This window comes from Photorhabdus hainanensis (assembly GCF_018448965.1).
Classification (GTDB): Bacteria; Pseudomonadota; Gammaproteobacteria; order Enterobacterales; family Enterobacteriaceae; genus Photorhabdus; species Photorhabdus akhurstii.
In genome coordinates, this window is the sequence record NZ_RCWD01000051.1 from 1 (window position 1) to 25,290 (window position 25,290).

22 protein-coding genes are annotated in these 25,290 nt (G+C 41.1%); 1 reads left to right on the forward strand and 21 read right to left on the reverse strand.

Annotated elements, in window-relative coordinates; translation table 11 throughout:
* Positions 1–253: 253 nt before the first annotated feature.
* Entirely contained in the window at positions 254–451 is a 198-nt protein-coding gene (locus EAE92_RS21700; protein WP_214069562.1) for a type II toxin -antitoxin system TacA 1-like antitoxin, read from the reverse strand.
* 623 nt (positions 452–1,074) lie between these two features.
* Here EAE92_RS21700 and EAE92_RS21705 point away from each other — a divergent pair.
* Entirely contained in the window at positions 1,075–1,419 is a 345-nt protein-coding gene (locus tag EAE92_RS21705) for a hypothetical protein (protein WP_036779577.1), read from the forward strand.
* 439 nt (positions 1,420–1,858) lie between these two features.
* On the opposite strand, the gene EAE92_RS21710 is transcribed toward EAE92_RS21705, so the two are convergent.
* The 20 genes from EAE92_RS21710 to EAE92_RS21805 form a co-directional block, all read right to left on the reverse strand.
* Positions 1,859–2,560, reverse strand: a complete 702-nt coding sequence (locus tag EAE92_RS21710) for a helix-turn-helix transcriptional regulator (protein ID WP_181148698.1) — start codon at positions 2,558–2,560, stop codon at positions 1,859–1,861.
* Between the two features lie 1,140 nt (positions 2,561–3,700).
* Positions 3,701–4,855 (reverse strand): alpha/beta hydrolase family protein, encoded by a 1,155-nt coding sequence (locus EAE92_RS21715; protein WP_110086506.1) that lies wholly within the window; start codon positions 4,853–4,855, stop codon positions 3,701–3,703.
* A gap of 19 nt (positions 4,856–4,874) precedes the next feature.
* Positions 4,875–6,317 carry an SRPBCC family protein gene (locus EAE92_RS21720; RefSeq protein WP_214069563.1) on the reverse strand — a complete coding sequence of 481 codons (1,443 nt, stop codon included), beginning with the start codon at positions 6,315–6,317 and terminating at the stop codon, positions 4,875–4,877.
* Positions 6,317–7,864, reverse strand: coding sequence for a class I adenylate-forming enzyme family protein (locus EAE92_RS21725; RefSeq protein ID WP_214069564.1), 1,548 nt, complete (start codon positions 7,862–7,864; stop codon positions 6,317–6,319). The genes EAE92_RS21720 and EAE92_RS21725 overlap by 1 nt, the downstream gene beginning before the upstream one ends.
* Positions 7,865–7,887: 23 nt before the next feature.
* Positions 7,888–8,136, reverse strand: coding sequence for an acyl carrier protein (locus EAE92_RS21730; RefSeq protein ID WP_046396661.1), 249 nt, complete (start codon positions 8,134–8,136; stop codon positions 7,888–7,890).
* A 34-nt stretch (positions 8,137–8,170) separates the two neighbouring features.
* Positions 8,171–9,286: a beta-ketoacyl synthase N-terminal-like domain-containing protein gene (locus tag EAE92_RS21735; protein WP_214069565.1), complete on the reverse strand. Its 1,116-nt coding sequence runs from the start codon at positions 9,284–9,286 to the stop codon at positions 8,171–8,173.
* On the reverse strand, positions 9,279–10,565 hold the full coding sequence (locus tag EAE92_RS25065) for a beta-ketoacyl-[acyl-carrier-protein] synthase family protein (RefSeq protein WP_052105790.1): 1,287 nt from the start codon (positions 10,563–10,565) through the stop codon (positions 9,279–9,281). Before EAE92_RS25065 ends, EAE92_RS21735 begins: the two co-directional genes overlap by 8 nt.
* A gap of 739 nt (positions 10,566–11,304) precedes the next feature.
* Positions 11,305–12,120: a cyclase family protein gene (locus EAE92_RS21745; RefSeq protein WP_214069566.1), complete on the reverse strand. Its 816-nt coding sequence runs from the start codon at positions 12,118–12,120 to the stop codon at positions 11,305–11,307.
* The gene (locus tag EAE92_RS21750; protein WP_214069567.1) at positions 12,113–12,826 is read right to left on the reverse strand and encodes a 4'-phosphopantetheinyl transferase family protein; all 714 of its coding nucleotides are present in this window, start codon (positions 12,824–12,826) and stop codon (positions 12,113–12,115) included. The genes EAE92_RS21745 and EAE92_RS21750 overlap by 8 nt, the downstream gene beginning before the upstream one ends.
* Positions 12,827–12,828: 2 nt before the next feature.
* Positions 12,829–13,605, reverse strand: a complete 777-nt coding sequence (locus EAE92_RS21755) for an SDR family oxidoreductase (protein WP_036809543.1) — start codon at positions 13,603–13,605, stop codon at positions 12,829–12,831.
* An 862-nt stretch (positions 13,606–14,467) separates the two neighbouring features.
* Entirely contained in the window at positions 14,468–14,785 is a 318-nt protein-coding gene (locus EAE92_RS21760; RefSeq protein WP_214069568.1) for a helix-turn-helix domain-containing protein, read from the reverse strand.
* Between the two features lie 102 nt (positions 14,786–14,887).
* Positions 14,888–15,835 carry a BsuBI/PstI family type II restriction endonuclease gene (locus EAE92_RS21765; RefSeq protein WP_214069569.1) on the reverse strand — a complete coding sequence of 316 codons (948 nt, stop codon included), beginning with the start codon at positions 15,833–15,835 and terminating at the stop codon, positions 14,888–14,890.
* Positions 15,832–17,301 carry an Eco57I restriction-modification methylase domain-containing protein gene (locus EAE92_RS21770; RefSeq protein ID WP_214069570.1) on the reverse strand — a complete coding sequence of 490 codons (1,470 nt, stop codon included), beginning with the start codon at positions 17,299–17,301 and terminating at the stop codon, positions 15,832–15,834. Before EAE92_RS21770 ends, EAE92_RS21765 begins: the two co-directional genes overlap by 4 nt.
* A gap of 120 nt (positions 17,302–17,421) precedes the next feature.
* A complete protein-coding gene (locus EAE92_RS21775) occupies positions 17,422–18,801 on the reverse strand; it encodes a VasL domain-containing protein (RefSeq protein ID WP_214069571.1) in 1,380 nt (459 codons plus the stop codon).
* 54 nt (positions 18,802–18,855) lie between these two features.
* Complete coding sequence (gene tssE, locus EAE92_RS21780) at positions 18,856–19,290, reverse strand: type VI secretion system baseplate subunit TssE (protein WP_036809547.1); 435 nt, start codon at positions 19,288–19,290, stop codon at positions 18,856–18,858.
* Between the two features lie 3 nt (positions 19,291–19,293).
* Positions 19,294–19,827: a type VI secretion system lipoprotein TssJ gene (tssJ, locus tag EAE92_RS21785; RefSeq protein WP_214069572.1), complete on the reverse strand. Its 534-nt coding sequence runs from the start codon at positions 19,825–19,827 to the stop codon at positions 19,294–19,296.
* Positions 19,808–20,884, reverse strand: a complete 1,077-nt coding sequence (gene tssG / locus EAE92_RS21790; protein ID WP_214069573.1) for a type VI secretion system baseplate subunit TssG — start codon at positions 20,882–20,884, stop codon at positions 19,808–19,810. Before tssG ends, tssJ begins: the two co-directional genes overlap by 20 nt.
* On the reverse strand, positions 20,848–22,614 hold the full coding sequence (tssF, locus tag EAE92_RS21795) for a type VI secretion system baseplate subunit TssF (RefSeq protein WP_214069574.1): 1,767 nt from the start codon (positions 22,612–22,614) through the stop codon (positions 20,848–20,850). Before tssF ends, tssG begins: the two co-directional genes overlap by 37 nt.
* 90 nt (positions 22,615–22,704) lie before the next feature.
* The gene (tssA, locus tag EAE92_RS21800; RefSeq protein ID WP_214069575.1) at positions 22,705–24,303 is read right to left on the reverse strand and encodes a type VI secretion system protein TssA; all 1,599 of its coding nucleotides are present in this window, start codon (positions 24,301–24,303) and stop codon (positions 22,705–22,707) included.
* 159 nt (positions 24,304–24,462) lie between these two features.
* A complete protein-coding gene (locus tag EAE92_RS21805; protein ID WP_214069576.1) occupies positions 24,463–25,227 on the reverse strand; it encodes a hypothetical protein in 765 nt (254 codons plus the stop codon).
* Between the last annotated feature and the right edge of the window lie 63 nt (positions 25,228–25,290).

A 25,290-nucleotide genomic window follows, 5' to 3' on the forward strand; every position in this document is an offset into this window, starting at 1 on the left:
GGACAATGCCAATACAGAGCTGGAATCTAACGCTGTCGCAACTCTATATTTACTTTGAAGGACGTTTGGATAATGTGATAACGTTGTAATCGCTAAATTAACGTGACACAGAATTCTGAACGCCCTCCAGGGATATCTTACATCGTATCTACTCTTTTTATCATGTTACCCCTACACTACTTTCAAATAGTTGTTCAGCGCTGGCTCACCACAGTCAAAATTATTTCTATCGTGTTTGTTATCGTGTTTGTTTTTATCTAAACGTTTTATTTTCATCTGTTATTGTTTCCTTATATCTACGAGCAGCACGAAGGAAACGTTCATTTACCTTGACTGGTCTTTCCAATGCATCAACAAACGCCAATGCATCTTCTTGGCACAATCGAATGCGCATATTTTGTTCAACGAGTCTTTTTTCCTCTGCTACAGCAGCATTTGCAATAAAGGCCATAAGCCTTATCCCCACCGCATTGCGGTTATTCGTTCTTTAATTATTAGTTTGCTATAGATATCCACTACTCACTTACATTATTTATTCGGAGCTGACGGAATATACTATTTGGTGAATTTGACACCGATTCTAACAAAAATCAATATGCAGGCCAAAATGATGTCACATTGTGAGACAGAACAAGCTATATCAGATTCTCATGATTTTTTTCAGATACTTACCTGCCATTTTCATCCAACTTACCGGAAATAACGATTTGCATTAATTTAATATTCATGCAAAACATTCATGATGATATACTTTACATTCTGTATTTTTACACTACTATAAAAATATATGATATATAGTTTCTGATTTATTCTGATAAATACAATTAATTTACAGACAATAAATTACCCAGAAATGAACTATCAAGAATAGTAATGAAATGCTGTGACAATCAGATCAAAAAAAGTCATGCAAACCAAAACAATATCAAATAAAAATATATTTATTATGGTTCTATTGCTACCGTAATTATTAATTAAACCATTGCATTTATAGCAATAAAAATAGAAATATCAGAGAAACTATTGTTATTTCTATAATAATCACCCATTTTATCCACTAATCAGGAGCCAGAGATGAAAGAAACTGAGGAAAAAGAAAAGGGTGAAATGCTTGAAATTAATAACCATTATTTTTTCGTTGTTAATCTTACCAATGAAAATTTAATCGGTGATGTGATTTGGAGCAGCTCAGGGAATACAAGTACTCTCAATGTTGATGGGTTACATCCAGCAACCGCTTCATTTATCCAAGAATTCTATCCAGAAAGTCGGAAAAATGATTATTGGCAATGGACGGCAAAAGGAAGGAGGTATCAATTAAATTGTTATGGTAATGATATCTATGTCGCTGTTGTCATTAGCGATTTTGGCATTTGTGTATTACCTACCGGCACCAGCCCGGATGCATGGAAATGGTAGCTTTTCTTCTACTTCATTATTTATGTAAGAAAAATGCACATGTGGAAAATATCGATAGCACTCTTACATAAAGACAAGCTCGCAAGTCGACAAAACAAAGATCGTGATTCTATCACGATCTTTGTTCAATCGATTTAAAATCTTACCTTTAAAGAATTCTTGAACTTTATTATCCACAATCTCAAGCCCACTCTATGTTGTTCGTTGCCCCAGATTACCAAATTAAGTGATTTATCCTACCATTCACAATTAGCACTCTAGGGCGGCGCTTTCCTAATAAAATCACTAAACTTTTTAAGCCCTCAGTATAAATGACAGCAGAAAGTTCAGATAATCATCAGAATCTACTATATATTTTCAACTATATATTTAGTAGAAATAACAATTAAACATGTATAGGATAAATACCTATATAAATTATTCATCTGTAATCATCTATTTACGATAAATTATTATCAGACAATCCTTCTTTCTCACTCCATTTTTTTAATAATAACATTCTATCTTGTATATATTTTTCAGACAATACTTCCAGTTTCTCTATTTTTCCCACTTGTAACTTAAGAAAGTTATGACTGAATTCACACCAAGAAACTAAAAAGAACTCATTATTGAAAAAGATCGACAGTGGACAGATCGTCTTCACAATATGTGTATTATTTAAATCAATAAAAGTTATCACTATTTTTGATTTATGGTATATCGCTTTTCTGAGATCAGATAACATTAAGTTATTATCTGTAATCTTGCTGTAACCTTCTGTTTTTACAAACATCGGTGATGAGTATAGTTGATCACGCTGTTCTGTCGGCAATACTGCGGCAATCTTAGATATAAAGCTATGGGCAGACTTAGCCAAAACAACATCATTCTGTTCAATAACCCATTTATTGCCCAAAACTAAGGCATCAATCTCATCCATCGTAAACATTAAAGGGGGCAACATGAAACCCGGCCGTAATATATAACCCAAACCAGGCTCGCCTTCTATATTTGCCCCCTGACTGTTTAGTAAAGCAATATCGCGATAAAGCGTGCGCAAGCTTACATTTAAATCACTAGCGAGTAATTTACCACTGACAGGGTACCTTCTTTGTCTCAAGTATTGCAATAATACTATAAGTCTTTCGGTTCTTGACATTTCCGAACTCCTCATTTTAATAAAAATCAAATAGGATAAGGCTTTACTGAATAAATAGGATTGAGTTACTAGTCAGTACCCCAACATAACTATTTATTCTTAATTATTTATCATGGAACAATGTCGAGATTTCTCTATAAAACCATCAACTCGAAATCCTATATTTAATATAGACCTCAATTTTCTGGATTGACGAAAATACTATTGCCGTCTTACATAATTACCAAACTCTGTCAAGAGTAAATGTTCTATGCATTACGCCGAAACCAAGTTGAAGTAAGCATCGGGCATCAAACATAGAGCAAATATTTAAAAGCTTAATATACAGCTAATTAATACAAAAAATAAAATTCACATTCAATAAGATAACTTATCATAAGTAAACTTACTATGTATTAATGATATAAGAAAACACAAATATTAAAGTCAATTTTCACACTGCCGATTAATTCCTCAACAGGGAAAGTATGGTCTTATTTTATTCGAACATATCTCTTCGTAATGCCTGGGAAGATGTTTTGATTTCATTACTCATAGTAAAAGAGCGGTGGAACTAAAAGGTATACCCCAAATAGGTTTAACCTTAACTTCTGTTGAAAAAATAAAATTTTCAAAGAAGATAATAATAACTCATTTATCTTCAATTTATTTCTGGTATCAGATTATTAATATCGAAGGATAATATTACATAAATACACTATTATGTTCACTAAAAATAAAGGTGAAACCAATATTTATCCATAACAATATCTCCATTGATTAATCACCTTAAAATTTAGCTCTTGATAATTATCTTTTCCGCTAATGATAATAATCCCAGTAATCTGATGAATCTGTGTAAATTTTATAATCCCATAAAAACAGCTACTATCAGCCTGATGTTTATGATTTAACCCTATTTAACGCCCATCCCATTAAACTATTTCATTTACCATTCTTTATAAAAAGAGAGAACCAAGATAATACCTAAACAAAAGCGCTAACTTCTAAACGCATGTTAGTAGAGGAGAAATACAACTCATTCTCACATACTATATATACGCAGCGACTCCTGCACTCTATCCGTATTCACTATTAACTTACAAAATAATAGTCCACAATAATGAGATATAATGGAATAGGCAGTTAGTATAAAATAAGTTATCCTTTCTTATAGCCATTAAGCCAAAATTGTTCACTAACCCAATCTGAAACTTGTATCATATATTCGTTTATTTTATTTAAGCAAACATGAGCTTCTGATTCATAACATAATAATGTATGACTATCACCCCATATCTGGTCTAACTTTCTCACCTTATCGATTGGAAATATATCATCCAATGCTCCATGAACAGTAAAAACCTTGGTTTTACAAGGTAAAAAGACGTCCAATTTAATTTCATCAAAAAGAGACTGCATACGGCTATTATCTTGCATAAATGCAAACTGGAAATCTTCTTTAAGCCTTCTTGGCAACTTATCAAACTCTGCTATTTCAGGTCCACCGGATAAATTGACGATACAGCAAAATTTATCGCCAATTTTTTGCGCAACGCGTAGAGCAAAATAACCACCAAAACTAATTCCTAAGAAACAGAGGAGATCACTGTTAATTCTGACATCATCCTCTAACAATTTAACTATAGATGAAACATATAATTCCATATCGATAGCTATTGGTGAGTCCCCAAGATTTATTCCCTGTCCTGGTCCATCAAATATAGCTACCGCCATATTTTTCATTAAGAAAAACTCAGCTAAAGATAATATTTCAATTTCAGTCATTGAATCCAATCCATTGGATAAAATAACACAAGGCAAAGGATGATTCTCTTCTTCTTTATACCCTTTAGGGAATATAAGGAAAAACGGCATACGAAATTTATCAACGACAATATATTGATGCTCAACTAGCAGGTCACTATATTTTATACTAGATAAAAAACATGAACGAATATACTCTCTGAGCTGTACCTTTCTACTCCTATCACTGAAGTACATAAATTCGGCCCAATGATAACAGGCAGCGGCACTCCTCAAAGCACGAACATGGCTGACCTCACTTTTAGCCGAGTTAGCGATACTAATATAGCTATCACCCACTTTTGACCAATTAATCATCCATTCATACCAAAACTCTTCAGAGGATAAGTCTAAGTTTTCCTGCTGAAAATCACTCAATGCTGCAACAACATCTCCCCAATGTACTTGGGGAGCATATTGAGAATTTAAGAAAAATAGTCTTGGCATAAAATAACCACAAGTAGCAAGAAGTTCTGGCGAAATTCTATTGGGTTTATTTTTATTATTCATCTTATTTTCCTTTAAGTTACTAAATACGAGTGTCTAACCACTCTTTACAGGCAAAGACCATTTTCTTACTATTTTCCGAAATAGCATTTTTTACTATCTCACGCTGTTTTTCTTTATCTTCCGTACCAAATTTAACTGCACATAAATCATGATTTAACTCAACATCATGACTAGAAACAATGTACGAACCACTTCCTTTACTAAATATCTTCCATGAGCCACTATGAGACTTTAATACTAAAGGAGGCTCTGGTTGGAAATATTCAATCAATAAATTATCCGCATCACAGAATCGTATACTACGGAAAGTCTCATTTCCATTTGGTGTTGATACTTCCATATTAAATTCTTGATGTTTATTATCATTATAAATAACTTTTATTGAATCACAATGCGGCAATATTTTGCTCCAGTCATCGATGTTTAAAAATATATTATAAACATCATCAAATTGGTGAGGAATATAATAGCCTGCGGTAAAAGTTAATAAATTTGATTTTTTATGACGTTCTACCTGACTCTTGAAACTATCCATTTCCATTCGAGTATTATCATTGATAAATGAGATAACAAAGGAATTAGCCTGGTCATGATTATCAATACCATCAACAATACCACTGATATCTTCTAACAAAGCCCAGTTCCTTTGTACCGTTATAATACAGCGTTGATCATTAACAGGAATAATTTGCCACCTGCCATTCATTGTTTTGAATAATGGCATCGGTGTAGGCATAACATAATCAACCCGGTAAATAGCATCAAAATAATATCGCCGTGTTTGCCAACTTACTGCTTTATTATTTTGTTTTGCTTTGATTTCAACCAATTCTTCATTACCTGATCTATTTAAAACTTCCGCACCATCACAGAATGAAAAAATATCGGTCCAACAAGAGACATCTTTAACTAAAGCATAGACCTGCTGTGCCGGCGCCTCACATACAACTGAGTGAGTAATCGTTCCTTTTAATACTTTTTCCACTCCCTCTGTTGACTCAACGATATTTTTTATATTATTGAGCTCTTTAACTGAATTGGTATCAATAGCTTTACTAATAAATTGGTGCGCCTGCTCTATTGTTTCAACACCATCAATTAATCCGGTTATTTCAGATTCAAGATCATACAAATGCTCTAACAACAACACACATTGCTGGGAATTAATTTTAATCACGCGCCATGACGTTTCCATTTCTTTAACTAATGTCATTGGGGGATTCAGTTTTGATTTTATACTAAATGTTTCTGGATAAAATTTACGATTTGATTCCCATTGCATTAAAACACCGTTAAGTAAAGCTTTGACTTCTATTTTTTCACCCTCCTTATCCCTAAAGAGAGCTTTTACTTCTTGGCAAGGCTCAAATATTTCTGGCCATTTTTCAGAATTTAAAACAATTTGATATACATCTTCTACCTGAGCATTACAAATAATTGAATGTGATTCTACATAATTCATTATTGATTCCTCAATGTAAATAGTTTTTTAGGATCGATTGATTTAATTAACTCTGATTTCAATATTTTATCATTATGGCTTTTTGGAAAGTATTCGTCAGTAACATAGAACCAATCCGGCCATTTTTCCCGACTTAATTTACTACTTAAAAACGATGAAATAATATCTTCAATTTCAGGTAATGATTTCTTCGATATCTCTCCGCTCATACAGGCAACTGGCTGATCAATAGCAACACCATTTTCATGGAAAGAAAAACCAACAACTGTAGCCACATTCACATTGGGTATTCGGGATAAAATAGATTCAACTTCTTCTGGATAAATTCTATGTCCGTTAGCACTCATGAAAGTATTCTGCTTACGTCCTTTTAAGACTAAATAACCCTCTTCATCTATATAACCGAGATCACCGGTGACAAACCACTCATCAGGAGGCGTTATTTCCCCAGAAAGGACATCGTAATATCCTTCCATAATACTTTCGCCTCTTAATATAATTTCTCCGATATTATCAGATGAGCCAATAATGGGTTTAACCGCCACTTCCAATGTATTATCAATCTTGCCAACACAATAAATTGAATTGAGATATCTTTTATCACGATGATCTTGCTCATCTACCCAACAGAAAGGACCATAAGTTTCACTTAATCCATATCCCTGCACCCATTCACAACCAATTAATTGACGCCCTTTTTCAAGTACGCTAGGAGGCATAGCCGCGGCGCCATAAGCAACAACCTGTAAACAAGAGAGATCAATATTACGTTCCGCTGTCGATTTAACGAATAATTTCATTGATTCTGGGCGTAACATAATATGAGTGATTTTATTGCGAGAAAGATAATCAGGCCATCTCTCTACATTTCTATCTTCGGGTATAAAAAGTGTTGATTGATGTAATAATGAGCCGAAAGAAAAAATCACTCCCGTTGTATTATTCAACAAACCTGACATGAATATTTTAGCATCTTGAGTAAATTTTAATTTCTCTGTCACTGAATAAATTCGACGACACACTAACGATTCTGAAATGCTAATGGCTTTCGGTTTACCTGTACTTCCACTGGTGAACAGAACAATAAAGTTAGCAATAGATTGCGGCGAATAAGTTATCATTGGAATTTCCGCTATATCATCACTAACCCTAATATTATGATCTGAAATATCAATCACATTAATGTTATTTTCTTTTAACTTTCCAACAAAATGTTTATCTTTTTTGAGATAAACAACAAAATCGTATTGCACTTCATTGGTAAAGTTAATCCATTCATCGATTGTTGCTGATGATAAATTATAGGGCATTAATAAATGCAGCCCCATCGCGCTGGCGGCGGCTAAAAAGAAAACACCTAATTCATCATGTTCAAATATAACAATGACTTTATTACCTTTTTGAACTCCTCGACTAAGTAAATCATCAATTAAATGGGAAACAGAAGATATTACCTCTTTTCTTGTATAATGATAATCTTTAGTGACAATACAATCATGATGTAAATTATCACGCTCTGAATGTAACAACATAGAGATTAGTTTCATTTCTGTTTCCCTTTAATTAGCAATTAATTTTTATCATTTAAACTTGATGAGACGAAATCAAGAACGGCTCTTCCTGTATCCCAATGACTGAATTGACTTTTCACCACAGAAATACCGAACTCTTTCTCAATCTCTTTTGCTAAATCAGCTAATTCCGTAGAATCCATATCATAAGCGTCAGAAAGATTCGCATCCATATCGAAATCATCAATATTAACGTTAAGAAAGAGAGATAAAATTGTTTTTATTTTTACTTCTGGATTATTACTCATATATTTTTCCTCGCGTACTTAAATATCTTAAAGATTAAATAGTTGAAAAACTCAACGCACATACATGACCTTGGTTACTGAGGCGCTGAATGATTATTTGGTTAGTATTTGAAAACTCATTGATTTTATTAGATTGTTGTTCTCCATCCCCGTTATTTTCTGACAAGAATGATGATGCCAGGACTGAATCAATCACGCCACTGACTGAAAATTGATTATTCAAATAGGGCCTCAGATTTATAAATGATGTTTTTATCTCTTTATTTGAGAAAGCCTTACTGGTTATCTCTTTTTCATCATCATATATTCCATCCATAATAAATACAGCATTATCATTATGGTTGAATAGCTCAGCAGTATATTCTAAAGTGTAATTTCTGGTATTTTTATCCGGTGCGAAATAATCAACAAAACCGGTTAATTCACATAATATCGAGGCACCGCGCTCTAAAGCATGTTGCCGCTCTTCCAGCACCAGAAATGCAGCGCCTTCGGAAAAATCTCCTGGCCGTTTTTCGCCAAAAACCTCAGAGTGTTTCTGGCTTGATGTTTTCTCCAGTAAATTTTTAACTAACGGGCTGGAAAGATGTTCTGACGCGCCACATAACATCACCTCCGCAACACCATTAGAAATCGCTTCCGCTGCATAACCTATTGCTTGCATCCCTGCCACATCGGAGGTGGAAAACGTTTTAGATTGCGCACTAAAACCATAAAGCAGCGACAATTGCCCTTGAAGCGCCGCAGGGAACCATGCCGTGGCGACATAAGGCCCCATTCCCTTTATGCCTTCAACATGGAGCGCTTTAACTTCATCCTCAATATGTTGCCATCCACCAAAACAGTTTCCGACATATATTCCAACGCGGTTAGGATCAAGCTTATCTACATCCAATCTACTCGCTTTTAATGCCATTTCAACGGCGACGATACCATAAGCCGAAAATTCATCAATTTTGCGCCTTAAGCGGTTATTGATATATTTCGCGCCATCGAAATCACTCAATGTTCTTATTACAGAACTTACAGTCGTATTATTTTTCGATTCTTGGCCCAATAACTTCTGAATAACATTTGATTTTATGGCGGTGACATCATTGCCATCAGGATGTATTGCGCCAACACCGGTAACGACAACTCTTCTACGCATTGTCTACTGCCCTCATAACAATAACACTGTGAATACCAGAAAAACCACTTGATAATTTTAACGCGGTCTTAATTGGATATGCGCAACCTTGATTAGGAATATAATCTAAATCGCAATCAGGATCTGGGGTTTGATAATTAATTGTTGGGTGAACATACTGCTTTTCTATTTCCAGACATAATGCGACAGACTCGATCGCATTAGCGGCAGCTAAAGCATGACCTGTCATTGATTTTAATGAGTTAACTGGAATACCAAATGCATTTTCACCCAAAACAAATTTAATCGCATTTGATTCGTTAATATCATTTTGAGCCGTAGAACTGCCATGAGCACTAATATAATTTACCGTTGATGGCGATACCTGGGCATCCTTCAATGCCATATCAATGCACCGTGCCATTGCCATTCCATCCGCAGGCAAGTCAGTCATATGATAAGCGTTATTGACGGATGCATACCCTGCTAATTCAGCATAAATATGTGCTCCACGCTGCTTAGCGTGTTCATAAGACTCTAAAATTAATATTCCACACCCTTCAGCAATCACAAATCCATCCCGCTCAAGGGAAAAAGGACAGGTCGCCGCTTGCTGATTTTCCAACTCTCTTGATGATAGCGCCCCCAAAGCTTCAAAAGAGCCGATAGAAAGCGGACAAAGTGGCGCTTCACTTGCACCAGCCAGCATAATATCCGCTCTGCCATAACGGATATGCTCCATCGCAATACCTAATGCATCAAGTCCTGCCGCACATCCGGTTGATATGTTGCTGACGGACATAGATGCGCCATATTTTTTCGCAACAGAGGTTGCAGCTGAACTAAAATCAAAGCTGTCATAATCTTCTGATTTAATTAAATCAGGGTGAATATTCTCTTTGCCCCCGTTGGTGATTCTGAGTAAACACTCTTCCATTCCCGCAGCATCAGCAATCGCCGTTGCTATCGCAACACCAAAACGCCGACCATCAATGTCTGAAGGTTTTAAATTCGCATCTTGCATCGCCATCTCTGAGGCGTCTAATGCAAATTGAAGATATTTACGCTCACTTTTCAGAACAAACTCTTTGTTATTGCTATCGTCACCGTGAACCTTTCCTATTGCTCCGCTTTTAAAGCCAAATCTTTCTCTTCCCCACTCATATTTACTCACTCCTGATTTACCGTTATGAATATTGTTCCAGAATTCATTAACGCCAACACCTGTCGGCGCAACAACACCTAGCCCTGTCACCACAACTCTACGCGGTTGAGATTCATTTCTGTTATTTATTATCACAATAGTTATCTCGATAGAAATAGAATAAACATTTACTCAGGTAAGTTTTATTAATATAAAAGCTACCCATTTTCATTTAAGAAAATCATTATCTGAAAGTAGTAATATTAAACTACTTTATTTATCTTTAAATTTATATTTGTCATATATAATATTTGATTTTTATCTCCTAGCCAAAATTCTTGAAAATAAGCACCAAACCACAACTCCATTTGAATACCAATTTGGTTATTTCACTGATCTTTCATCTATTTAAACTGCAAGAATAATATGAATATTTCAGGTTAAACCAAACTAAGTTAACTCCCTTCGACCTGCCTATGGATAGAATAATTAATCTTTTTCTTAATGAACCAATTTATTCTTAAAAATCATCCAGAAAGGAGATGACAAATTTATTATCATAGAGCTGATATACCCGCTCACAGTGCAATATAACCAAACAATATAACCAAACAACATAGCAAAGATAAGATATCTTTTGCTAGCCTATATATCACCTTGCCCACTGGAATTTCCGATTAAATCGGCGTATCTACTCTACCTCTAGTTATTAATTTACACTGAGCTGTATCTTTGCGGATTCGATACAAGTAAATCATGCCATGCACAATTCATACCTCAAGCACCTTTTCTAAACATCTAAGGTATGCCCAAGTTATTAGATTTAGTTGTATGATCTTGAAGTCTCTTTTCTGCTCATATTTCCCCCGTCTTACCCTATAATTATATATTATTATTATAATATTGCGACCACTCGACTCCATGAAGCATCTGCTTTCTCTAATTTTATTGGAAAACAGCACACTTTAAATCCATAAGGTTTAGGAATACTGGTTAAATTACAAAGCCGTTCTATCTGTAAATAGGGATGATCCCGTCCGATAAAATGAGATGGCCATAAGCAATCTTTATTCCCGGTTTTTTTATAATCGTTAATCATCTCTATGAATGGCCGATCAAAGCTAAACGCATCTGTCCCAATAATCTTTACTCCTTGCTCTACTAACCATTGAACAGCACTACTTTCAATCGCTCTATAGTGAGTAAAATAGGATTTTGCTCCCAAGAGTTTATCAGCTCCGGTATTGATAAGGACAATATCATTTTCTTTTATTTTATAATTAATTTTCTTTAATTGGTTTTCTACCGCCTGTTTATCAATTGACTGATTATCATGACTAAAATCGAGTAATACGCCATGACTATAAAACCAATCCAAAGGAATGTCAGTAATTGTTGCTGGCCGCTCTTGCCCTTCATGCCACCCATAGTGATAGGGAGCATCAATATGCGTTCCGGTATGCGTGGTCAAGTGATAATACATCAGTGATAATCCCATACCATCAGGAAAATCATTGTGATCAATGATCCACTTTTTGCGTTTAAACAGTTTTACAAAGGCTCTTTTCCACCATGAACTGGTATGGAAATACAAATAACTCTCACCTAATTTATTGGCTCCCTCTTTATGATCAACGATTCCCCTAGTTACTTTCTCAGGTTCCCAAAAATCACAATCTATAGGAACACTTAAGTCAATAATATTACTCATCTTTGTTCCTTATAATTTCGGAATAGTTTATTTCCTTGATATTTGGTGTAGAAATTACCTTCTTTTGAGATAAGGCACAAACAAATTTCTGATTATGAATCAATAATGTGCTCGCTTCTAATTCTTTCATATCTTTAACAGAATCAGGGTTATTAGCCAATAATTTCTCATGTAAAGTCGAAGCAAATAATTTAATATATGCTTCAAGTCTAACCCAATAGTATAATGACATTAAATGATAATAATTATGAAATCCGGGACTGACTCCTGATCGTTGTTTTAACATTACACCTTGCATATATTCCAGCTCCTCATCTTTAATAAAAGATTCAATAATTTCTGAAAATTTTACCTTAGAAGGAGTGACTTCAATATCAACACCTATTTCCCTTGAGCTAAAACCGATGGCACAATAGTTTCCTGAGGCACTCAATGAAAAATAATATTTGAAGTCTTGCTCCGTGGATATATAAGGTTTCCCGTTATCATTCGTTATGATTTCATAATCAGATAAATACTGACTTAAAACATAACGTAATGCAGCCCGTCTAAATATAAATTTTTTTCTTCTATCCGCTAAACAAATTTGATTATGGCGAACTATATCGGAACGGTGAATTAACTGTTCAATAGAAGCTAAATCAATATCGTCGATTTTTACAATCCAAAGATCAAAAAAATCAGAGGATAAAGAAACACCGTCCATGATTAGTAATTACCTAATCCACCACACACATTAAGCGCTTGAGCGGTTACGGCCCCGGCGAGAGGGGATGCAAGATAAGCAACCATTTCAGCCACTTCATTAGGTTCAACATATCTTCCGATAGGAACACGCTCCTCTACTCTTCTTTTCGCCTCTGCCACATCAGTGCCCCAAATTCTGGCGTAATGCTCTCTGACACGCTCCGCCATCTCACTCTCAACAAACCCAGGACAAACCGCATTAACCGTAACACCTGAACCATTACGCGCTAATTCAAGCCCTAATGATTTAGTCAGGCCAACAACGCCATGCTTAGAAGCAGAATAAGGCGCGCCATGAATAACACCTTGTTTCCCGCCGGTGGAGGCAATATTGATAATTCTGCCGCCAGATGACATTAATTTTCTTTTCAAAACTTCATGGATAACAAAATAAGTGCCATTTAAATTAATGTTTATGACATTTTGCCAAGTTCGTGGGCTTATTTCAGCAGTAATACCGCCACCAGAAATGCCAGCGCAATTCACAAGCACCGCCAGCTTATTATCTTCAAGCTCTAGTTGGTCAAACGCTTTTTTAACATCTTCATGATTAGAAACATCACAAACTATTTTCTTTGCAAATTGACTACCATATTTATTGCGTAACTTGTCAATCGCACTATCAAGACGCTCAGGAGTACGCGATAATAATATTGGTTCAAAGCCGTCCTCAGCTAATCTTTCTGTAATTGCGAAACCAATATCTCCTGTCGCACCGGTAATAAAGGCATATTTCATCTGAACTATTCCTATCGTTATTTATACCCGTTATCTTTCAAGTTGCTTCTTTGTTGGCTGCACTCACTCACCCCGGTCACAGAGTTATCTATGCTCCCGGGGATTCGCTCCCTTGCCGTCGCGATGCATATTGAAATCTATAGGGTATATATTATTGCTATTCACGGAAAAACACGATTACCCCTAACAAGCATTATTCACAAACTAGTGACAGTTTTTGTCAGCATTTACAAAAAATATTAACCAATTCTCGTAAAAATCAATAATATAACAATGTTACATTTACTACAACGTATTAATACCAAAATACTTTATCATACCGCTATACAAATTCATCTTTTTCTGACTAATCAGAGAATCAAATAAATAATCATTAATAACCACTTTATTTACAGTGGGTTGGAAAATAAGTGTTATGAATTAACCGTTAGGTTATTTTTTCATGGAATGACAATTGATAGATGGGACAACGTGTAATATAGAAAAATCTGACAGCTTTTACTACCTATCCCTTAAACAGGTTTGTGTGCCCAATTAACCCCATTGTCAGCATAGATTGATGATACATCTTCTAATAACACATTCTTACTGTCAGGATGTCAGACCGTTTAAAACCGGCGATATACCAAAGTTAATCACCGGCCAGCTTATGTGACAGTTTAATGTATACCGGATTCCTCTATAAAATATAACTTTTGGTTATATTAAATATAATCAATAAATATATTCCAACAACGTTATTAAAAGGAATTAAATATAAAGATCATAATTTCTCAATATTCTCTATCAGGATAGTTTAGATCTTAATTTTATAACAAACAATTCGCTTATTAATAAAAGTCTTACCGGATATTTATTATATTTACGCGACTTTTATTATTTTATCTACCGCGACAGTCACCATACCTTCATGATAACTAAATTCAAAATTCCAACCGAGCCGATTTAGCATATTGAATAATTTATCAATCGTGTGGTTTTCCAGCTTTCCATTAATAATCTCGCTAATTCTCGCTTGAGTCGTTCCCAAAAGCTCCGCCGCTTTTACCTGACTTAAACCGCGCTCCTGAATCATCTTGCGGATGATCACCATTAATTGAGCGCGAATATGTTTATCATTTGCTTCGTTAGGATTATCGCTTGATAAAGCATAAGGGTTTTTCGTTACTCTAAATTCCATAATCTCCGCCTTAATTAGTACAGTGCCGGTAAGAAAACGATATCAAGCAAGAAAGTATATCAAATTTGATATAAACGCAATATCTATCCAAACACGGTACACTCATTCATAAGGGCCAAGGAAACGCACCCCGTTAAAATGAATGAGATGAGATGGTGCATCTGCAACCCACACCTCACTCTCCCATGAAATTTCACCAAGATAGCGGCTCATAATACTTCGGTTCGGAAAAGCGGTAACGTAGACTAGGCCAGCTTTCGATCCAGCAAACAATTCGGCAAGCTCGGCATGCCGCTTGCCATCAACTGGGCCATGACTAGTGACAGACTCAACCAACAACAACCAATTTTTCGCAGTGTAATGCAGTACCACATCCGGCATCTTACCGTGTGAATCTACATCAACACCTAACCCAGATAACAGCTCAGAGTCAAAGTAACCCCATTTATCGCCAGTATCACCAACGTAGACCAACACACTATCCGGCGCAAAGCGTGGGGCAAAATCCTCGATAATGGCCCGGATCAGCGTGCTATGCTCTCCGGGACTGAGAGCAATCTTCCTCCCCGGAGCAATCTCAACAGGAATACGATTCTGTTCACGCTCTTTGGCATAACGGGTGATCAACGTTTCCCGCTCGGCCAGATAGGCTGTTAGGTTGTCATACCACTCAGGCATACCAAAGGTTCGTAACAAAGTTAAAGTAGCGGGTTCAATCTGATAAGCCGCCTTGGGACTGTTCACTGAACGATCGGGTTTATCTGGATTGTAAAGGGCAATACCCGCATGACAGAACTGATGCATAGTCTGACGGCGAAACGTCTCGCGGGTATTCGGCGCATATTCTTTGTTGTAGAACTCTCGCACCCAGTTCATGATGGGTGTGATGCCCAAAAGCGGGTTTTCCGCAGTAGCCCACGCCTTACCCGGCGTGAGGTTCAATAGGGCCAACAGACACAAGGCAGAACGTTCATTCTGCTGTGCACGCGGCAACCCCAAAGAAGTGATGATCTGGCACGCAGCTTCGATATAGTCGTTTTTGTCGTTCATTCGATTAGGCTCCCTAATTTTGCATCAATCATAGCTTGCGTGAGTTCTCCTTGCTGCATGGCCCACTCGCCAAGTTCAATCAAAGTGTCGCGGCTCGGGTACTTCATCATCTTGAGGTCAGTTGCATTAACCTGAGTATGACCGTTGAAACGTCGAAAATTCTCATCAACAACGGTCGTGTTCAGAAACAGAGCCAAACCACGGGCCAATCGTTCGGGTAAACCATGCTTGTTCTCATGAAATAAGTTCAAATGGTTCTCGAAGCCCAGTACGGACGCGTCGCCAAATGTATCTGGTTCAACCACATTCGCCATGATTCGACGCTTTTCCTCTTTGGACGAAAAACGCCGTACCACGCAGTAAAAACCGCTTGGGTAAAGCCATTTTTCAGTGTCAGTGTTGCGTTCAATAGCGTTAGGCTTTTTCATACCTTCGATGGGCCATCGAGTAACGTTGCTGCTGAAATGACCGGGATAGAGTAAAGGCACCGTCCCCGGCCCTGGCATGCTGCGCAGGTGCGCTTTCAGCCGGAAATCAACCACAGGCCCAGTAGATACCTTGATGCCAAGGTCAGCCAGCGTGTAGCGGATCGCCGAGGACAGCTCAAGGGGGCTTTTTTCCGGCGACGTGGGCACATGGATAAATTGCTCGGGATCATCCGGGAATACAATCCGATCAAATGGATACTCATGGGTAACAAGATCAGTGAAAGCATCATCGGTCGAAGTTGATACCGTTACTGGCCCTTGCTGACCACCACACTCAAACCGAATAATGATGTTTTCCTGCAAAACCTCATCATCTTTGAATGCCTTGTTGCGCGATCCGAACAAATGCATATGTCGGATAGCAGCACGCTCTAGAATGAAATTACGGAACGGGCGGTAATAGGGTCCGTTGCAGAAACTGCGCGGGATGATCGCCACAATCTGCCCTCCCTGCACCACCTCAGACACGGCAAGCGCCACAAAAGCCGAATAGAGGTTTACTGTCTCAATACCAACACGGCGCAAAGCCAGTCGATGCGCTGAATTGCTGTTGATCTTCTTGTAAGGAGGATTGAGGATCGCATGTGTATAGCCTTGCCCCTGCTGACCTTCGGTAGTTGCCAATTCGATATAATCACCCACGATGATACGCGGCGTGACACAATTGTATCCAGCCAAGTGCTGCGACAGATAGCCACACAGGTTGTCATCAATCTCGTAAGCCGTCACCTCGGCGGACTCAAAGTCAAAACCGCCCGCCACCCATCGATCAAGGAAGGCACACGACAATGCTCCCACTCCGGCTCCCGCATCTAATAGACGGCAGGTACGCAAGGTGCTAGGCGGAAAAAGGGATGCCATAAAACGGGCTATGTTAGCAGGGGTCATGAATTGACCGAATTCAGCCTTGCGTTTCTTAGTAATCCGAGGAGCAATCTTACGGCGCACACTGTCTGTGGTGTCTAATTGTTGGAGCATTATCATATCTGGATAGTGAGTTTCGTTCAGTGTAAATGATACACCACCAAGCAACAACGAAACCTGATTTTACATCAATATGTCTTCTACACCGTTTTAATTTCTTAACCCGCCACAAACTTACCCTCCTACTTTCAACAACAAATAATAGCGATTCAGCAATTGATTAAAACGGGTGTTAATTTGCATCAGTAATGCCAGCGATACGGTACCGCTCTTTTTTTGTTCCGCCAGTTGACGCAGCAATTCTTCTAACGGCGGAGTACTCGCCAACGGTTGCCGAATACCAAACACCATAGACTTCAATTCAGAACCGGTAAGATAACGACCACGTTTCTCGTCCAATGCGTCAAGTCGTTCTGTCAGATGTTGCAGGCGTAATTGAGCCTGATGGTAATTTTCCAACGCCTGCATAGGCAGCGCCGCCGCTTCACGCCGGTGTAACCACTGATTTTGCATATCCTGTACTGCCTGGCTGGCCGGCCACAATGTGCGTAGCTGTTGCAATAGATGAGAGCCATAATTCAAGGGCCACAAGGCCGGTAAATCGTTTAAATTTGTCAGTTGCGCACGACTCGCATCCAACGTTTTATCCTGCAATCGGCTCAGTAGCGCCGCGTTGTCCGATTGGTGTAATTCGGCAAGTTGAGCCGGCAACAGTGTCTGCGGTAATGGATAGGTCGTCGCCAGCAAAGCCTCAACCAATGGGGACGGTTGTTGCAGCTTGTCCACCAGCCAACCGCCTGTCACCACTAACGCACAAAATACAACTCCCGCCACAAAACCGTGCCAAGCTTTCCAGCGCGAGGCAGCCAAGACCTGAGCAACTTTGACTTGCGGTTGCACCGATGAGGTTGCCTCCTGTACCACATAGATCAGTTGCGGCGAAAGTGGTTCCTCGGGCAGCAAAATAGCGTTGCCCTCAACAGGCTGCGCCGAGGCTAGAGATACCGGTACAGCGCCCTTTTCCTGCTCCAGACACTCTAATCGCCGGGCGCTGTTGTGAAGCTGTACACGCAGGCTGTCGAGTTTACTGACATGTTTCAGCTCCAGACGTTGAAGCACTTCGCACAACTGTTCAAGCACCTTTTCCACGCGGTAAATGAGCGGCAAGTCAAGATAAGAGAAGACGCAAGTACGCAATACCTGTTGTAAACGCGCAACCAGCCAGGCGAAAATTTCAATCCGCGCATGAGTCGGTTGAGGCCAGAACCGCGCCCATTGATGGCTCACTAATCCATCAACCAAGGCTAATCCTTCATCAATACCGGCTAATCCAGAGCGTTGAGCTCGGGCCAATGTGTACCAGGCGGCACTTTGTAGCTCTACGCCATTTAATCGAAACAATGACAAGCAAAGTTGTTCAACTCTGGCCCAATCAACATCGGGCCGAGCCGGATGGTTCAATTTACCTATTTCTTCTTTCAGCGCCCTGAATTCCGGCAGTGCGCGTGGGTCATCCCCGGTATGTATCGTGTTACCGGACGATATTGCAGTCATAACAGTTATCCTTATCAGACTATTTCAGCAAGCTAGCCTAATGAAACAGAGGGGTTAATCTATATGGCCCTGTTGACGTAAATGGCGGATTAATACCTTTCCTTCCGGCACAAACTCCGTACTAAAACGTACTAATCCTATCTCTTTCAGCTCCGCGTTGATGTCATAACGCAGGTGCCCCGGCTCAATTTGCGGCAATAACGTGATATAGACTTGTTTCAAACGCGGTTCATAGGTCAACAACGTATGTTCGATTGTGGCAATCAGATCCTGTGACGACGCGGGCAGCCCCTGCAAGATGACGTTGAAATCAGGCAGACCATAATCCGGTAAATGAGCAATAGAACCCGCACGACTGCTAAGGATACGTTGCATATTATCCATCACGGATAAAATCACTTGATTTCGTTCATCGATCTGTTTGAGATCCAGCCCGCCGTTAAAGTTAAACATCAACATTTCGTAAAGCGAAGGTCTTAGATGTTTCATTGATCACCCCTTCACATTCAATGTCAGCGTGCCTTTATCCAATTCGATGGCGCGCGGTTTATCAGCATCCAACTCATCACGTCTGATCACCAACCGCCAACTCTTATTGGCGGCATCCGGTGTGTGAAATAGCCCCACAACCCCAACAAACCGCGCCGTTTTCTCCATCGGCATGTCCAGTGACACACTCCCCTGCGGCGCCACTCGGATATCCCGCTGCGCCAACCAATCCGCCTTAAGCGCTTCGCTGTCGCCTTTCACCAGTTCCGCATAACTGGCACGCTCAAACGCTTTATTGTCTTTAAGCTGATAAACACGTATTACCGTGCTCAGCGGAACTTGCGCACCGGTAGTGTTAAGAGCGCTGCGCGCAGTGAAATCCAGACGCAGCGTTTTCACCTGCTTATGGAAAATGGAATGCGTAACGGCTGCCGTGCCATCAGTTACGGTCTGTGTCAGACCACATCCGGCTAACCCAACCGTCATCAAACACACTATGCCGCCCATCATGACGGATTTAAAATTGATAGCTGCCATTCTCGGCCTCCTTATATTGATAACTCGATAAAAGCCCTTGATAGTGCCCCAGATTAATTTTCACCATGCCAGAAACCGTTTGTGATCCTGGTTTCAACCCCAATACGCCTGTTCGGCCTAACCGAACACGCTGTTTCCCCAACTGCGCTGACGGCAATACCCATTTGGGTAAGGTGAGCTGTAATCGCACACTGCAACGCCAGCCCAGATAAACACGCAACAACACCAACAGGTCGGTATGCAGTTCCCCCTGCGGTAACCACCCCTGCGCTTCATCGGTATCTTCGGTATAGAGCTCCAGCACCATTTGGCTGTTAACATCCGTCCCTACGTTGCCCAGTACTGGACGTTGAGAAAATTGAACCGGATGGCGACGACTTAAGCGAACCGGTTGGGTCAACCGCACTCGCCTGCGATCATGGGGAACCACCTGTACCTGCGTGAGAGGAGCCAACAGCTTAACCAGCGCCATCACCCCTTCCGCTATCCGGGTCGGCAATCGCATGATGCTGAGTAGGGCCAAAAAGCGAGAAACCGGCGTTGCAATATGTTGCTGGCTGCCGGCGATCCCCAAACCAATCAGCCCAAGCAAGCACTGCGATGTTTCATCCTGACCACTCGGCTCATAAGTCGCGGGATAGGAATATTTACGCCAGATACGGTAATACTGGGTCATCATTCGATGGTTAAAAATATCCAGAAAGTCCGCCACGCCTTCATAGCCTTCACTCTGCTGGACGATATCGTTCAGATAAGCGGTGGGCAGCGGTGAATCGACGCCATACAGGCCGAGAAACGTCGTGCGTACTGTCGGTGGCTGTTCAGGCTGTTGCTCATCCCACTCCACATTTTTCAGTTCGCCGGCAGGAAAACCCATGCCGGGATCAGGCCGGAAACGGATCGGATCATCACCGGGCGACATCGTACTGCCCAACGGCGGGCATCCATCTCGCATACTCTCCAGCAACTGGCAGAAGCGATAAAAGTTAAAATCGTAAATATTCGGCGCCAGCTGCTGCATTAGCCGGGAATACGCTGATTGTGATTTTCTTGCCATCGCAAACATCTCCCAGAAGGTTGAAGGACCAGTGTCAATTGGTTAAACAGATGAATATCGGTATATAGCGAGAAGAAGCGGTTAAGCAGCTCGCCGAACAGGAAAATATCGCCCTCGCCGGAGAAGCCGTTGCTATTAAGGGTTATCTCAATATCAACGCCCCGTAGCAGAAAGCCCTGTTCAAAACGTTGGATTAAGGCGTGTTTCACCCCAACAATGGCGTCCAGACAGCGGCAGTTCATCTCATCATCGGTCCAGTTATAAAGCCCTAACGTGCCGCGCAGCACCTCTGGGTTATCCATCATGCTAAGAAAGTTAGAACCGAGATGGCTCAATATCCGCCAGTGGAAACGGTCATTCGCCGGGGGATAGCAGGGCAATGTCGGCGAGCAAAGATTCCTTACACGCAGCTGACCTGCGGCGGAATGTAATGTCTGCTCAAGTTGGGTGTTACGTAATGCCTGACGAGGTAACTGACCGTTGGTACCGGTAATACGCAGTGAAAGGGTTTCATCATCAAGCTCAGGGTCGGTTTCAAACGATTCCCCACCGAGGATCAGCCAGGTATCGTGCAAACCCGAAGGGCCTCGACATACACGAGTATGGAAATAACGCTCCGGCGCGGAACTGCGCATAATGCCGCCCCGATGGCGAAAGCTGCTGAACGGTACAAAACACTGCGCATCACCTCGTCGGGAAGAGGAGACTTCATCCACCGAGTAAATTTCAGTATGACCATCCTGAATACGCATCGGGCGCAGTAGATACTCATTTTGCAGACGCGAAATGTGCATCGGATCAGCTTCAACACGGAACAAATTGATTACCGGCACACAGTGCAATCGGATATTTTCCGCTGAAAACTTCAACTCATAAGGCCACGGTTCACTCAGTACGATATCTAACTCAAACCAAGGCGTATTGGCTGGAATGTCTAGCGAATCCAAACCATTGAGCGCCACAAACATAAATTTTTCACGGAAAGTAAAATATTCGAGCAACAACTGATAGCCACTGAATGCGCTCTCCTGTTTCGGCCACAAAACATCATCATTGTCGAATCCCATTGGGGAAAAAGAGCCATTATCAAGACGAGAACGCTCTTCCTGACCGGACAAGCGCACATAAATGTGTTGAGTCTGTCGGGTCAACGCCAGATGTAAGGCAGAACTCACCGGACGGCCAGCTTTGAGATACAGAGGCAGCCGTGACAAATCCACCTTATCCCACTCCGTCAACTGACCGCAGTCAAAACGCAAACGGATCACTGAACGGCCGTCGGCTTCATTTTGCAACGTCGCAGAGGCGATATGCAGCGGTGTAATCGGTATATCACGGGTAGTCCGATAATAGCAGCGGGTCTGGCTTGGTCCTACGGGCTGAGATATCACTTCAAACCCTTTGGCGATCACTTCACTTTTTGGCAACGTCTGATAATCAGGCGCCAATTCAACAATGGAGAGTGAAGGAATAGTGCGCAGATAGTGCGGCCACAGCAAACTCACCAGCCCTTCCGTCAGTTCCGGCAAATCATCATCAAGTTTCTGACGCATCCGCCCCATCAGGAAAGCGAAGCCTTCAAGCAATCGCTCTACATAAGGATCGAGATCCCGATCGTCACTCAGATTCAGCATGGCGGCCCGATCCGGGTGCGCCTGCGCAAACTCTTTACCCGCCTCACGCAGATAGTGCATTTCCGCTTCGTAATAGCGGAGAATTAAATCATCCATATCATCACTCTTAAGGTTGTTATAAAAACGAAAAAAGGGGTAAAACTCGTCGAAAAGGTGTATGACCCCACCTACACCGGACAGACAGCATCAACCACAAAGCACCGAAGCTCTGACCGGATCAATCGCCACCAACCCAGCCAGCAGAGCCTCCATCCGTTGCGCCATCCTTGCCTTATCATGTTCACTGCGTTGGGCTTTCATGCGCAGCAACTTAAGCAGACACGCTTTTACCTCAAACATCAGCTCCGGCTCCCATTCGCCAAGATTGAATTGCTCATCGGCGTCAAGCTCGGTCAATAAATGCAGCGCCATTTCATTTTTGCCGTATTGCTCCGCCACCCGCGCCATCAGCAAACGTTGTAACCAGCGGTGACGTGCTCCATTGATGCCGGGCAATTGCCCCAACCAGCGTAACGCCGCATCAATGCCGTCGCTGTCCGCCAGTTGCAACGCCTCCGCTTCCAGCGACAAAACATCATCATCGCGCCGAGGTTGCGCCGGTAAATGCTCAAACTGCCAGTCGGCCTGATTGTCATGAACCTGTTGGGCTATCCAATCGGTTGTCACCTCATCAGCAAAGGGCGTTCCGTCGTTATAGGCCATACTCTCCAGCCCCGGCAGCCGTTCAAGCAGGATTCTCAGATCGTGTTTCATGATGTCCGCCCAACCTTCGTAAGGGCAGCCCAATCGGTTTAATGCCTGACAGAGATACCACTGCAAATCCAGCCAGAAATGATTCACCCCTTCCGCAAACATGCGCTCGGCCTGCTCCAATAACTCATGCCAGTTCTGTTGCCGGTAGAGCCGCTTTAACTGGGCGCGATATTCGGTGCGGGGAGGCGCCAGACGAGTGCGCTCATCGGCATCCTGTGGCGGCGGCTGATGTACGGTATCCCAACGAACACTGCGTATCAGCCGGGCGGAAGAGAGCCAGCCCTGAGGCTGATCACTGAGATAACGCACCAGTTCCCGCGCCTGATTCAACAGATCACGCCCGGATTGCACCTGACGCCATGCCGGTGGTTCACCCGGCGCTGACGCATTGATCTGTCCCCCCGATGGCGCTGCCGGAGCGGCAGTTTGCGGCACCACCGCACTCACGCCGCCGGACTGAGCTAACCGGTTCTCTAGCGTTCTTGCCAGCCCAACGAGGCTTGGACGAGATTCTTCATCCCAAGAGGAAAATGAGTGTTCCAGCGACACCAACGCCGCCAGAATGTGGTCAAAATCAATCCGGTTGACCTCTGGATAGCGTGATAAACTGTCCCGCATTTTTGCGCCGGTCAGCCACTCCAGCGCGGCTTTACGGCTGCTAGTCCGACTGGGCAGCAGGGCTTCGCCAAAACGATCCACCAGCCCGGCCAATAGCGCCAACCCTTCTGCCAGACCGCGCTCCCCCTCACAATGCAGACGTGCCCACACATAGTAGGTCGCCACGCGGACATCTTTACATTTGGTGGTCAACAACCTTTCCGCCAGTTGACAAATCAGAGCGGTATCAATGCCACTGATTTTGTTGACCTCCTCCCGCATATGCTGAAAATCGTCTTCATAGACCGGATCATTACCTGTGGGCGCATCGGCACTAATGGGTAACAACCAGTTTTCCCACAGCGCCGCGTTCTGCCGTGCTTCTGCAAGCGCATCGCGTTCAACAAAACAACTCGCAATTAGCTGTCGCAGCATCTTTATATTCTCCTTTAATGCTGAATATCTCTGTCAGCCGCTGGAATCCTGCTCATTAATCAAGAGACAGAAATAGCTTCACCATCGCTATTGAGCTTATTACTCAAGCGAATAACACCTTTAAACATCACAGCCCCTATATTATTAAGAGCAAATTTTTCACATTTCCAAGGTGATAATATTGCCTTGATTATTAGATGCCGCCCATGAAAGAGACTCGATGATTTTTACCAGATCTTCTCTGGCAATAAATTTCTTCGAAAATACGATATCGATTTTCTGATTTAAATAAACAGCGACCAGCACACTGTTTTCACGTTCCTCAACCTTATTAATACATCCATAAGGCAGGAAAATAGTTTTACTCAAGGCGGTCGGTGTTAACAAAAAACCATCCTCTTTCTCGGCAAAGAAACAGCGATCTTCTGTTTTACGATATGAAACGAAATGCATCGCCGCTATCATCATACAAATATTAATCGCGCCATGAATTAACATCACCAGCGTCAAACCACCAAAAATACACGCTTTTTCCCGATACCTGCCCCGTACAAAATAAACAGTGGAATCGGAAGCATTATTATTGCCTTGATATTCAGAGAATGGGGACAGCGTAACTCTTTGAATCGACAACAAACAGCCAATAAAATAAACCGCGCCAAATGGGAAAAAACTCGACACAATAAAAGAGCTGATTTTTGCATACTTTGGCATTTTGAGAATAACAAATAGATTAACCACCTCCAGCAAAATAAAAACCACCATCAAAGCATTCACTATTGATGACTTATCAACAAGATATTGCTCTCTAGAAGAGAGAACAGAATAATCAGCACTAAGTACTGTTATTATCGCCAGAAAGACGAAACAGGTTAATACATTAATAGCCAAACCTATCCAAGCTATTTTATAGATCTGATTCACAAAAACTCCCTAATTTACACAACATTACATATCAAACAGATAAATTTATATAAAACTCTACAT